The 12,424-nt window shown below is 71.1% G+C and carries 13 protein-coding genes; 11 read left to right on the top strand and 2 right to left on the bottom strand.

What is annotated here, in order from left to right; translation table 11 throughout:
- The first annotated feature begins 18 nt into the window (after nucleotides 1–18).
- The 10 genes from QFW77_RS04635 to QFW77_RS04590 all read left to right on the top strand — a co-directional run bounded on the left by QFW77_RS04635 (nucleotide 19) and on the right by QFW77_RS04590 (nucleotide 9,194).
- The gene (locus QFW77_RS04635; protein ID WP_280573139.1) at nucleotides 19–720 is read left to right on the top strand and encodes a hypothetical protein; all 702 of its coding nucleotides are present in this window, start codon (nucleotides 19–21) and stop codon (nucleotides 718–720) included.
- Between the two features lie 360 nt (nucleotides 721–1,080).
- The gene (locus QFW77_RS04630) at nucleotides 1,081–1,461 is read left to right on the top strand and encodes an FmdB family zinc ribbon protein (protein ID WP_280573138.1); all 381 of its coding nucleotides are present in this window, start codon (nucleotides 1,081–1,083) and stop codon (nucleotides 1,459–1,461) included.
- 102 nt (nucleotides 1,462–1,563) lie between these two features.
- Nucleotides 1,564–3,324 (top strand): aspartate--tRNA ligase, encoded by a 1,761-nt coding sequence (gene aspS, locus QFW77_RS04625; protein ID WP_280573137.1) that lies wholly within the window; start codon nucleotides 1,564–1,566, stop codon nucleotides 3,322–3,324.
- Nucleotides 3,325–3,449: 125 nt separating this feature from the next.
- On the top strand, nucleotides 3,450–3,968 hold the full coding sequence (locus QFW77_RS04620; protein WP_280573136.1) for a GNAT family N-acetyltransferase: 519 nt from the start codon (nucleotides 3,450–3,452) through the stop codon (nucleotides 3,966–3,968).
- A gap of 125 nt (nucleotides 3,969–4,093) precedes the next feature.
- Entirely contained in the window at nucleotides 4,094–4,330 is a 237-nt protein-coding gene (locus tag QFW77_RS04615) for a DUF6289 family protein (RefSeq protein WP_280573134.1), read from the top strand.
- Between the two features lie 138 nt (nucleotides 4,331–4,468).
- The gene (locus QFW77_RS04610; protein ID WP_280573206.1) at nucleotides 4,469–5,056 is read left to right on the top strand and encodes an alpha/beta fold hydrolase; all 588 of its coding nucleotides are present in this window, start codon (nucleotides 4,469–4,471) and stop codon (nucleotides 5,054–5,056) included.
- Nucleotides 5,057–5,126: 70 nt separating this feature from the next.
- Complete coding sequence (locus QFW77_RS04605) at nucleotides 5,127–5,867, top strand: YebC/PmpR family DNA-binding transcriptional regulator (RefSeq protein ID WP_280573133.1); 741 nt, start codon at nucleotides 5,127–5,129, stop codon at nucleotides 5,865–5,867.
- Nucleotides 5,868–6,032: 165 nt separating this feature from the next.
- Entirely contained in the window at nucleotides 6,033–6,542 is a 510-nt protein-coding gene (ruvC, locus tag QFW77_RS04600; RefSeq protein ID WP_280573205.1) for a crossover junction endodeoxyribonuclease RuvC, read from the top strand.
- A gap of 126 nt (nucleotides 6,543–6,668) precedes the next feature.
- Entirely contained in the window at nucleotides 6,669–7,259 is a 591-nt protein-coding gene (gene ruvA, locus QFW77_RS04595; protein WP_280573132.1) for a Holliday junction branch migration protein RuvA, read from the top strand.
- Nucleotides 7,260–7,286: 27 nt separating this feature from the next.
- Nucleotides 7,287–9,194 carry a potassium transporter Kup gene (locus QFW77_RS04590; RefSeq protein ID WP_280573131.1) on the top strand — a complete coding sequence of 636 codons (1,908 nt, stop codon included), beginning with the start codon at nucleotides 7,287–7,289 and terminating at the stop codon, nucleotides 9,192–9,194.
- 62 nt (nucleotides 9,195–9,256) lie between these two features.
- Here the strand turns inward: QFW77_RS04590 and QFW77_RS04585 are convergent, their stop codons facing one another.
- The gene (locus QFW77_RS04585; RefSeq protein ID WP_280573130.1) at nucleotides 9,257–9,934 is read right to left on the bottom strand and encodes a potassium channel family protein; all 678 of its coding nucleotides are present in this window, start codon (nucleotides 9,932–9,934) and stop codon (nucleotides 9,257–9,259) included.
- The gene (locus tag QFW77_RS04580; protein WP_280573129.1) at nucleotides 9,927–11,258 is read right to left on the bottom strand and encodes a TrkH family potassium uptake protein; all 1,332 of its coding nucleotides are present in this window, start codon (nucleotides 11,256–11,258) and stop codon (nucleotides 9,927–9,929) included. Before QFW77_RS04580 ends, QFW77_RS04585 begins: the two co-directional genes overlap by 8 nt.
- A gap of 141 nt (nucleotides 11,259–11,399) precedes the next feature.
- Here QFW77_RS04580 and QFW77_RS04575 point away from each other — a divergent pair, with 141 nt between their 5' ends.
- Nucleotides 11,400–12,416 (top strand): LLM class flavin-dependent oxidoreductase, encoded by a 1,017-nt coding sequence (locus QFW77_RS04575; protein WP_280573128.1) that lies wholly within the window; start codon nucleotides 11,400–11,402, stop codon nucleotides 12,414–12,416.
- Nucleotides 12,417–12,424: the final 8 nt, after the last annotated feature.

Genomic DNA, 12,424 nt, shown 5'->3' with positions numbered 1-12,424 from the left:
GGTGGTTACGGTGGCCCGATGAACCGATTGCTCGCCCGCCTGCCCCTTTCCGTGGTGCTGCTCGCGCTCGCCGCCTGCAACGTGGTTACCGACGCCGGCAACGGCGCCGCCGCCCGCGCCGACGCCGCCGCCGAAGACTTCGTCGACGAAGCCGCCGGCGCGCCCGCCGGCGTGCCCGTCCCAGGCGGCGAGGCCCCGGCGGACGCCTTTCTGGCCGGCCTGGCGCAGCACTGCGGCCAGGCCTTCGCCGGCCGCATCGTCGCCAACGAGCCGGCCCCGCCCCAGCCCGACGCGTTCGAGGGCCAGGCGCTGGTGATGCATGTCCGCGGCTGCGAGGAGCCGGCGCGCGAGCTGCGGATCCCGTTCCACGTCGGCGCCGACCGCTCCCGTACCTGGGTGTTGACCCGCACGGCCTCGGGGCTGCGGCTCGAGCACGACCACCGCCACCAGGACGGCAGCGACGACCCGGTGACGATGTACGGCGGCGACACCGCCGCCGAGGGCAGCGCCCGCCGCCAGGAATTTCCGGTCGACGCCGAATCGGTGGCGCTGTTCGAGCGCGAGGGCCTGGCGGCCTCGGTCGCCAATACCTGGGCGATGGAAATCGAACCGGGCCGACGCTTCCTGTACGAGCTGTCGCGGCCCGGCGGCCGGCTGTTCCAGGTCGAGTTCGACCTGAGCACGCCGGTCGACCCGCCCCCGGCCCCCTGGGGCGACTGACCCCACCCATCCCTCCCGCGGCCGCGTGGCCGCCGCCCGTAGGAGCGTGCGTGCACGCGAAGGCCGGCGCGGTGGCCGATGCCCGATCGCCGCGCACCCGGCCGGAGCACCCCGCGTCCTTCGCGTCCATGGGCTGCTTGTATGTTTGGGGCCTGTCGGGGCGGAGGGACCTGAGCCGCATCTGGCCTTTGGCACGACCGTAGGAGATTTCGTCCCCCCACCACAGCGCCCATGAGGAATCCATCGGCCGGCGTGTGGCGCCAGACCGACCGCAACGTCCCCCGGCCTTCGCGGCCATGGGCCGCTTGAAACGGGCGCAGCCGCCCCCACAATGCGGCAGTCTCCAGGAGCGTTCCGATCATGCCCATCTACGCTTTCCGCTGCGCCGACTGCGGCCACGCCTTCGACCGGCTGCAGAAGCTCGCCGACCCCGACCCGGCCGCCTGCCCGGCGTGCGGTGCCGCGGCCGTGAAGCGGCAGCTGACGGCGCCGTCCTTCCGCCTGGCCGGCAGCGGCTGGTACGAGACCGACTTCAAGAAGGACGGCGAGAAGAAGCGCAACCTCGTCGAAGGAGGCGAGGGCGCCAGCAAGCAGACCGATGCCGGCAAGTCCGACGGCGCCGGATCCGGCGGGGCCAAGCCGGATCCGACCGTCAAGCCCGCCGCAACCGCCGCAGCCGCCGCGCCGGCCAAGCCCGAAGCCAAGCCCAAGCCCGCCGAGAAGCCCGCGGCCGCGCCCTGACGCCGCGCGGAGATTCGCCCGCGATGCGGGAATGTGGGCGCGCCAGCCGGTAAAATGCGCGGTTCCGTCCGCGCCCGGGCGGCGATACCCCACGGAGCGTCCATGCGTACCCACTTGTGCGGCCTCGTCGACGAGGCCCTGATCGGCCAGACCGTCACCCTCTGCGGCTGGGCCGATGTCGCCCGAGATCTGGGCGGGCTGTGCTTCATCGACCTGCGCGACCACGAGGGCATCGTCCAGGTGGTGGCCGAGCCGGAAGCCGGAGTCGACGGCAACGCCGCTGTGATCGCCGCCGCCGCCGCGGTGGGCTACGAGGACTGCCTGCGCGTGACCGGCCAGGTGCGCCGGCGCGAATCGCCGAATGCGAAGATCCCGACCGGCCAGGTGGAAGTGGTCGCGCGCCGGATCGAGGTGCTCAACAAGGCCGAGCCGCTGCCGTTCCACGCCCACGAGAACGCCGGCGAGGACGTCCGCCTCAAGTACCGCTACCTCGACCTGCGCACCCCGCAGATGCAGCGACGGATGCGGGTACGTACCAGGCTGGTGCGCGCGCTGCGCCGCTGGCTCGACGACGCCGGCTTCCAGGACATCGAGACCCCGGTCCTGACCAAGGCCACGCCGGAGGGCGCGCGCGACTTCCTGGTCCCGGCGCGGATGCATCCGGGCGAGTTCTACGCCCTGCCGCAGTCGCCGCAGCTGTTCAAGCAGATCCTGATGATGGCCGGCTTCGACCGCTACTACCAGATCGCGCGCTGCTTCCGCGACGAGGCGCTGCGCGCCGACCGCCAGCTGGAGTTCACCCAGCTCGACATGGAGTTCGCCTGGGTCTCCGAGCGCGACGTGCAGGACGCCACCGAGGCGATGGTCCGCGCCGTGTTCCGCGAGGTGGTGGACGTGGAGCTGGGCGAATTCCCCCGGATCAGCTACGCCGAGGCGCTGCGCCGCTACGGTTCCGACAAACCGGACCTGCGGATCCCGCTTGAGCTGGTCGACGTCGACGCCCAGGTGCGGGGCTCGGAGTTCAAGGTCTTCACCGACTGGGCCGGGGTGGAGGGCGGCCGGGTCTGCGCGCTGCGCATTCCCGGCGGCGCCATGCTGTCGCGCAAGCAGATCGACGAGTACGCCGCGCATGCGGCGAAGTACGGCGCCAAGGGGCTGGCCTGGGCCAAGCTCGCGGAGGACGGCGAGGTGTCCTCGCCGATCGCCAAGTTCTTCGCCGAGGACGCGTTCGCGGCGCTGCTGGCGCACGTCGGCGCCGGCGGCGGCGACCTGGTGTTCTTCGGTGCCGGCAAGTACGCGACGGTGAGCGATTTCATGGGCGCGGTGCGGCTCCGGGCCGGGCGCGAGTTCGGCCTGGTGGCCGACGGCTGGGCGCCGCTGTGGGTCACCGACTTCCCGATGTTCGAATGGGACGACGAGGCCGGCCGCTACGTGGCCCTGCACCATCCGTTCACCGCGCCCGCGGTCGACGACGAGGCGGAACTGCGCGGCAACGCGCGCACCGCGGTGTCGCGCGGCTACGACATGGTGCTCAACGGCAACGAGATCGGCGGGGGTTCGATCCGCATCCACCGCTCGTCGATGCAGTCGGCCGTGTTCGAGCTGCTCGGCATCGGCGCCGAGGAGGCGCAGGCCAAGTTCGGCTTCCTGCTCGACGCGTTGAAGTACGGCGCGCCGCCGCACGGCGGCATCGCCTTCGGCATCGACCGCATCGCCGCGCTGATGGCGGGCACCGATTCGATCCGCGACGTCATCGCCTTTCCCAAGACCACCACCGCGCAGTGCCTGATGACCGGCGCGCCCTCGCCCATCCCGGAGGCGCAGCTGGCGGAAGTGCACGTGCAGGTCTTGAAGAAGCAGTAGCGGGTCGGAGGGAAGGTGCAATCGTCCCTGGCGCCCAGTTCCGCAGCCGTTGCGGGTAACGAGCCGGCCCGCGGGCCGGCGTATGCCCTGCCCAGCGCGCGAGGGTGCCGCCCGGGACTCCGACAATGAGCGCGCCGGTCATCCGCCGCGCGACGGTCGAGGATGCGGCGGCGCTGTCGACGCTGGCCGCGCGCACGTTCACCGAAACGTTCGGGCACCTGTACCCGCCCGAGGACCTGCGCACGTTCCTCGACGAGGCCTATGCGCTCGAGCGCCAGCGCACGATCCTCGCCCACCCCGACTATGCGGTGTGGTTGCTGGAGCACGATGGCGCAGCGGTCGGCCACGCCGCTGCCGGCCCCTGCGGGCTGCCGCACCCGGCGGTGCGGCCGGGCGACGGCGAACTCAAGCGGCTGTACCTGCTGGCACCGTGGCAGGCGGGGGGCTGGGGCGGACGCATGATGCGGACCGCGCTCGATTGGCTGCTGCGCGGCGGCCCGCGCCCCCTGTGGGTGGGCGTCTGGTCGGAGAACCCCGGAGCGCAGCGGTTCTACGCCCGCTACGGGTTCGAGCGCGTCGGCGACTACCGCTTCCCGGTGGGGCGCGTGCAGGACCTCGAATACATTCTCCGCCGCGAACCCTGACCCGCCGGGGGTGGACGCGCCCCGGATGCGCCAAAGCACGACCCCCGTCGCTGTTCAGGTGGCCGCGCGGCGATCGCGCCGCGCTAGGCTGGGCAAGGGGGATCCGCAGACAAGGAGAAAACGTCATGAAAACCCGTATCCGCAGGACCCTGCTCGCACTCGCCGCCACCGCCGCCGTGCTGGTCGTGGCCGGGACCGCCTCCGCGCGCTTCCCGATCCTCGGCGAGGAATGGGGCGAGTGGACCAACTACGACAGCAACGGCAACGCCATCGGCGGTGGCCGCATCGAGTGCGACGGCTACGTCGTCACCTGGGGCAATGCCGGCCCACCGCGGGCGATGGCCATCTATCCTTGCCACTGAGATGGCGTACCGGGGGCGGCCGCAGGCCGCCCCTTTCGTTTCCGCGCACCCGCCGGAGGACAGTGCTTGCACCAGGACCCGACCGGACCGGTCGACCGCGGCGGACCAGAGCGGGTGATCCTGCTGCACGGCCTGTGGATGCCGGGCGCGGCGATGCTGTGGTTCGCGCGCCGCCTGCGCGGATGCGGCTTCGCCACCGAGGTCTGCGGCTACCACAGCATCGTCGGCCGCCCGGAGACCGCCGCCAACGCGCTGGCGGCGCGCCTGCGCGACGGTCCGCCGGCGCACCTGGTCGGACACAGCCTGGGCGGCCTGCTGGCGCTGGATGCGTTGGCGACCATTCCCGGCTTGCCGGTCCGGCGCGTGGTCTGCCTCGGCACCCCGGTCCGTGGCAGCGGCGCGGCGATGGCACTGTCGCGCCGCGCCGCGACCGCGCTGTACATGGGGCGCAGCGGGGCGATCCTGCGCCGCGGCTGCGCCTCCTGGCCGGCGCAGGTCGAGGTCGGCATGGTCGCCGGCCGGATCCCGCGCGGCCTCGGCGCGCTGCTGGCCCGGTTCGACGGCCCCCACGACGGCACCGTCACGGTGGAGGAGACGCGGCTTCCCGCCCTGGCCGACCACGTCGTGGTCGCCGCCAGCCACAGCGGCCTGCTGTTTTCGCAACCGGCCCTGGTCCAGACCGTGGCGTTCCTGCGCGGGGGGCGCTTCCGGCGCGCGGCGGGGTAGCGGCCCGCCGGCGGCGATCCGGCTCCGCCGCCTATAATCCGCGTCTGCTTCCAGGCAAGACGAAGGACTCATGGCCGGTCATTCCAAGTGGGCCAACATCCAGCACCGCAAGAACGCCCAGGACGCCAAGCGCGGCAAGGTCTTCACCAAGCTGATCCGCGAGATCTCGGTGGCCGCCCGCGGCGGCGGTGGCGATCCGGCCGCCAACCCGCGCCTGCGCACCGCGATCGACAAGGCGCTCGGCGCCAACATGACCAAGGACGTGATCGAGCGCGCGATCAAGAAGGCCACCGGGGAACTGGAGGGCGTGAGCTACGAGGAGATCCGCTACGAGGGCTATGCGCCCGGCGGGGTGGCGGTGCTGGTCGACTGTCTGACCGACAACAAGGTGCGGACCGTGGCCGACGTGCGCCACGCCTTCAGCAAGTGCGGCGGCAACCTCGGCACCGACGGCTCGGTGGCCTTCATGTTCCGCAAGCTCGGGGTGCTGAGCTTCGCCCCCGGCGCCGACGAGGAGAGGATCACCGAGGCGGCGATCGAGGCCGGCGCCGACGACGTGGTGGTCTACCCCGAGGACGGCTCGATCGACGTGCTGAGCGCGCCGGAGGCCTTCGAGGCGGTGCGCGATGCGATGGCCGGCGCCGGCGTGCCGGCCGACCAGGCGGAGGTGACCTGGCGCGCCGACAACGCGGTCGCGGTGGAGGGCGAGACCGCCCAGCAGGTGGCGAAGCTGCTGGAGTGGCTGGAGGACCTGGACGACGTGCAGGACGTGTACTCCAATGCCGAGCTCGGCGAGGATGCGTATGCCTAGGGGCCGCGGTCTGGGACTGGCGATTGGTGATTCGCAGCAGCGGGGGCGCCGGGTGGCGTCTGGGCCGAAGCCAGCGCCGCTGCTTTCATGACCAATCACCAATCATCGATCTCCAGCGCGCTTCAACAGCCGAAGGCTGGTCATCACGGCGCTTCGGTGCGGATCATGGGCGTCGACCCGGGTTCGCAGCGTACCGGGGTGGGCATCATCGACGTCGACGCCGCCGGCCGGGCCACGCACGTGTTCCATGCGCCGGTGCAGTTGCTGGGGGCGAAGGATTTCCCCGGGCGGCTGCGGCTGCTGCTGGACGGGCTGGGCGAGCTGCTGGATCGCTACCGGCCCGACGAGGTGGTCATCGAGCAGGTGTTCATGGCGAAGAACCCGGACTCGGCGCTCAAGCTGGGCCACGCCCGCGGCGCGGCGATCTGCGCGGCGGTGCTGCGCGACCTGCCGGTGCACGAGTACGCCGCCAAGGAGATCAAGCTGGCGGTGGTCGGCCGCGGCGGCGCGGACAAGGCGCAGGTCCAGCACATGGTCGGGATCCTGCTGAACCTGCAGGGCAAGCTGCAGGCCGACGCCGCCGACGCGCTGGCCGCCGCGATCACCCATGCCCACGTGCGCGCCAGCGCGCGGCGCCTGGGCGTGGGCGCGCGCGAGGCCTGGGGGCGAAAGTGACGGAGGCCGTGACTGGTGATTGATGATTCGTGAGTGGGAAGGGCGGTATCCTCCGCGGCCGCACTGGGCGCTGGCTCTTGCGAATCACGAATCATCAATCACGAATTCCGTGCTCGGAGGCACCCCATGATCGGACGTCTGCGCGGCACCCTGATCCACAAGCAGCCGCCGTGGCTGGTCGTCGACGTGCACGGCGTCGGCTACGAGCTGGAGGCGCCGATGAGCACCTTCTACGACCTGCCGCAGCCGGGCAGCGAGGTCTCGCTGTACACCCACTACGCGCAGAAGGAGGACTCGGTGTCGCTGTACGGGTTCCTGCACGAGTCGGAGCGGCGCCTGTTCCGCGACGTGCAGCGGGTCAGCGGGATCGGCGCGAAGATCGCGCTGGCGGTGCTGTCCGGGGTGTCGGTGGACGAGTTCGCGCGGCTGGTGCAGGCCGGCGACGTGACCGCGCTGACCCGGGTGCCGGGGATCGGCAAGAAGACCGCCGAGCGCATGGTGGTGGAGCTGCGCGACCGCGCCGCCGGCCTGGGCGGCGCCGGCGGCGCGATGTCCACCGGGACAATCGCCGCCGATCCGCTCTCCGAGGCCACCATCGCCCTGCAGCAGCTCGGCTACAAGCCCGCCGAAGCGCAGAAAATGGCCAGGTCCGCCGCCGCCGAGGGCGACGGCGCTGAAATCATCATCCGAAAAGCGTTAAAGTCCGCGCTTCGCTGACAGCCCCCACCTGTCGCCACGGCCGCAATGTCCAGTTCCAGCAGCAGTTCCGTGCGCCAGCCGCATGGCCACGGCAACATCGGGCTATTCGGTCTGATCATCGGTGCGGTCGGCGTCGTCTTCGGCGACATCGGCACCAGCCCGCTGTACACCATCCGCGAGGCGTTCGCGCCGCATTACGGCCTGGTCGCCGACCACGACACCGTGCTCGGCGTGCTGTCGATGATCTTCTGGGCGCTGATGCTGGTGGTGACCACCAAGTACGTGACCATCATCCTGCGCGCCGACAACGACGGCGAGGGCGGGATCATGGCGCTGATGGCGCTGGCGCAGCGCTCGCTGCCGAAGGGCGGCAGATCGGCCTACCTGGTGGGCATCTTCGGCATCTTCGGCGCCTCGCTGTTCTTCGGCGACGGGGTCATCACCCCGGCGATCTCGGTGCTCTCGGCGGTCGAGGGCCTGGAAGTGATCGCGCCGCGGCTGCACGACTGGATCGTGCCGATCTCGCTGCTGGTGCTGGTCAGCCTGTTCGCGACCCAGCGCTACGGCACCGCAGTGGTGGGGCGAGTGTTCGGCCCGGTCACCGCTATCTGGTTCCTCACCCTGGCGGCGCTGGGCGTGGTCAACATCCTGCACGAGCCCGAGGTCCTCAACGCGGTCAACCCGCTCTGGGCGGCGCGGTTCTTCGTCGATCACACCTGGGGCGGCATCTTCATCCTCGGCGCGGTGATCCTGGCGGTCACCGGCGGCGAGGCCATCTACACCGACATGGGGCATTTCGGCGCCAAGCCGATCCGCTACGCCTGGTATTTCTTCGTGCTGCCCTCGCTGATGCTGAACTACCTCGGCCAGGGCGCGCTGGTGCTCGAGGACCCGGCGGCGATCCGCAATCCGTTCTATATCGGGGTGCCGGAATGGGGCCGCATCCCGATGCTGTTCCTGGCCACGGCCGCCACGGTGATCGCCTCGCAGGCGGTGATCACCGGCGGGTTCTCGGTGGCGCGGCAGGCGATGCAGCTGGGATATATCCCGCGGATGAAGATCCTGCATACCTCGCGGGAGACCATCGGCCAGATCTACATCCCGGCGATCAACTGGTCGATGATGGCGGTGGTGGTGGCGCTGGTGCTGGGTTTTCGCAGTTCCTCGGCGCTCGCCACCGCCTACGGCATCTCGGTATCGATGACGATGCTGATCGATACCGTGCTGCTGGCGATCGTCGCGCGCGCGCTGTGGCCGCGCTGGCGCCGCTGGGTCCTGCCGATGTGCGCGCTGTTCCTGGTGATGGACGCGGCCTTCGTCACCGCGAACATCGCCAAGGTGCTGCAGGGCGGCTGGTTCCCCGTGGTGCTGGGAGTCCTGCTGTTCACCCTGCTGCGCACCTGGCGGCGCGGCCGCCAGGTGCTGCGCGAGGAGATGCAGAAGGAGGGCATCCGCCTTGACACGTTCCTCCCGGGGCTGATGCTGGCGCCGCCCACGCGGGTGCCCGGTACGGCGATCTTCCTGACCGCGGACAAGGGCGTGGTGCCGCATGCGCTGATGCACAACCTCAAGCACAACAAGGTGCTGCACGAGCGCAACGTCATCCTCACCGTCGAGACGCTGAGCGTGCCGTACTCGCACAAGCGGCTGAAGATCGAGGCGATCGGCGACGGCTTCTACCGGGTGCTGATCCGCTTCGGATTCATGGAAACGCCGGACGTGCCGCTCGCGCTGATGTGCAGCGGGGACGAAGAGGGCGGGATCTGTTTCGATCCGATGGATACCACCTATTTCACCAGCCGCGAAACGGTGATCGCGGCAGCGCGACGGGGCATGCCGGTCTGGCGCGAGCGGCTGTTCGCGTTGATGCATCGCAACGCCGCGCCCGCCTCGGGCTTCTTCCGCATCCCCGGCAACCGGCTGGTGGAGCTGGGGACGCAGGTCGAGATCTGAGGCATTCGCCGCGCAGCGGTGCCGTCTGTCCCGATGCTATGCGCCGGGCGCCGTTGCCCGGCTCAGTCCAGCGCCGCGAACCGCTCCACCAGCGCGGTAGCGCCCGAGACGATCAGGATGTCTCCATCCTCCACGATGGTTTCGGCCCGGGCGTAGGTGAAGTCGTTGCGGCCCCGCTTGAGGCCGACGATGGTGATGCCGTGACGCGTGCGCAATGCCGATTCGCTCAACGTCTTGTCCACGGCCTCGCGCGGCGCCCGGGTCTTGGCGATCGCGAACCCGTCGTCGAACTCGATGAAGTCGATCATCCGGCCGGTCACCAGGTGCGCGACCCTTTCGCCCATGGCGGCCTCCGGGTAGACGACGTGGTGGGCGCCGGTTCGCTCGAGGATGCGACCGTGCTTGGCGCTGGTGGCCTTCGCCCAGATATCGGCCACGCCGAGCTCTTCGAGCGCCAGCACGGTCAGCACGCTGGCCTCGATGTCGCTGCCGATCCCCACGACCGCGCGCCCGAAATCGCGCAGGCCGAGCTGGCGCAGCACCTCGGTGCTTGTGCTGTCGGCCTGGACCACGTGGGTCAGGCGGTCGGACCAGCGCTGCACGATCTCGGGGTTCTCGTCGATGCCCAGCACCTCGTGACCCAGATGCAGCAACGAGGTGGCGACGGCGCTGCCGAAGCGGCCGAGGCCGATGACGGCGACGCCGTCGCCGCGGTTGTCGGAATGCGGTGTCCTAGCCAACGATCGGGCGCTCCTCGGGATAGCGGTAGGCCTGCCGGTGCCGGCGCAGCGCCAGCGCCGTGACCAGAGTGACGGAGCCGACGCGGCCGATGAACATCAGCGCGATCAGGATACCCTGACCCGCCGGCGGCAGTTCGCCGGTGATGCCGGTCGACAGCCCGACGGTGGCCGAAGCCGAGACCGCTTCGAAGATCGCGTCGTGCACCTCGAGATCGGTCACGCTCAGCAGCGCCAGGGTACCGAACGCCAGCACCGTCAGCGCCATCAGCACCACCGCCAAGGCCAGGCGCAGCGCCTGGTGCGGGATCCGCCGCCTGGACACCACGGTATCCGCGCTGCCGCGGACCTCGGCCCACACCGCGTAGCCGAGCAGCATGAAGGTCGTGATCTTGATGCCCCCCGCGGTCCCGGCGCTTCCCCCGCCAATGAACATCAGCGCCCAGTTGACGGCCTGCGTTTCCACGTGCATCGCGCCCACGTCCACCGTGTTGAACCCAGCGGTCCGCGCGGCCACCGAGTGGAACATGGCGCCTAGCGCCCGCGATCCGCTTTCCAGCGCGCCAAGGGTGGCGGGGTTGTTCCACTCGTAGGCGCCGATCAGCAGCGCGCCGCCGCCGATGAGCAGGGCGCTGCCCAGCAGGGTGAGCCGGGTATGCACGGACCACTGCCTGAAGGCGAACGGCTTGCGCCGCAGCTCGTTGAGGACCGGGAATCCGAGCCCGCCCAGGAGGACCGCGAAGGTGATGGGCAGGATCACCAGGGCATCGGATGCCCAGCCGGTCAGGCTGTCGCTGCGGGTGGAGAACCCGGCATTGTTGAAGGCCGACACGGCGTGGAAGAACCCCTCCCAGAGCGCCGTGCCCCACGGCTGGCCGTAGGCGAAGTGCAGCCGCAGCGCCAGCGCCGCGGTGGCAAGCCCCTCGACCGTCAGCGTCACCAGGACCACCATGCGCAGCACGTCGCCGACGTCGCCCAGCTGCAGGCTTCTGGTTTCGGCCTGCGCCGCCAGGCGGGTGCGCAGGCCGAGGCGCCCCGCCACCAGCAGGCCGAGCAGGGTGGCGCCGGTCATGATGCCGAAGCCTCCCGTCTGGAACAGGCCCAGGATGACCCACTGCCCGAACAGCGACCAATACACGGGGGTGTCCTCGACGATCAGCCCCGTCACGCAGACCGCGGACGTCGACGTGAACAACGCGGTGAGCAGCGGTGCCGACCCGGCTCCCGCGCGCGCCGCCGGGAGCATCAAGAGGACCGTGCCGAGCGCGATCAGGCCCAGGAAACCGAGTGGGATCAACCTGGCGGGGTGGTGGATGCCTTGACGCAAGGTACGACTCCAGCCCGGCGGGGCCCGCGAGGGCGCGAATTGTGCCATGCAGCGCCTCCCGGACCGCAGCGTTCCGCCGCCGTGCACGCCACGCTGCGGCCTCCCGGACGATCATGGAAGGCCCGGCCTGCGCCCCAGCCCATGATCCCCTGTTCGATCCTCGATCTCGCGCCCGTCACCGAAGGCAGCGACATCGCCGCCGCGTTCGCCAATTCGCTCGACCTGGCGCGCCACGCCGAGCGCCTCGGCTACCGCCGCTACTGGCTGGCCGAGCACCACAACATGCCCGGCATCGCCAGCGCCGCCACCGCGGTGCTGATCGGCCACATTGCCGGCGGGACTTCGACCCTCCGGGTCGGCGCCGGCGGCATCATGCTGCCCAACCACGCGCCGCTGCAGGTGGCCGAGCAGTTCGGCACCCTGGCCTCGCTGTATCCGGGCCGGATCGACCTCGGGCTCGGCCGCGCCCCCGGCACCGACCAGGCCACCGCACGGGCGCTGCGGCGCTATTTCGACAGCGCCGACGCGTTCCCGCAGGATGTCGCCGAGCTGTTGCGCTACTTCGAGCCCGCGCAGCCGGGGCAGCCGGTGCGCGCGGTGCCCGGGGCCGGGATCGAGGTGCCGGTGTGGCTGCTGGGCTCGAGCCTCTTCAGCGCGCGGCTGGCCGCGGCCATGGGGCTGCCGTTCGCGTTCGCCTCGCATTTCGCCCCCGCGGCCATGGACGAGGCGCTGGCAGTGTACCGGCGCGAGTTCCGGCCTTCCGCGCGCCTGCCGCAGCCGCTGGCGATGCTCGGGCTCAACGTGGTGGCCGCGGACACCGAGGCCGAGGCGCGGCGGCTGTTCACCACCCAGCAGCAGAGCTTCGTGCGCCTGCGGCGCGGCCAGCCCGGGCTGATCCCGCCGCCGATCGACGACATCGAGGCGTTCTGGTCGCCGGCGGAGAAGGCGATGGTGGAGCAGGCGCTGGCCTGTGCGGTGGTCGGCGATCCGCGCCAGGTGGAGGAGGGGGTGCGCGCCTTCGTCGCGCGCCACCGGCCCGACGAGCTGATCGTCACCGCCAACGTTTTCGAGCACGGCGCGCGCCTGCACAGCTTCGCCCTGGCCGCGCGGGCGTGCGGTCTCGAGCCCCCCCACAGTGCCGATCAGGCGGGGCCGTGACGGCCGAG

The organism is Luteimonas endophytica, assembly GCF_029887875.1.
Classification (GTDB): domain Bacteria; phylum Pseudomonadota; class Gammaproteobacteria; order Xanthomonadales; family Xanthomonadaceae; genus Luteimonas; species Luteimonas endophytica.
This window is presented reverse-complemented; position numbering and strand designations above follow the sequence as displayed.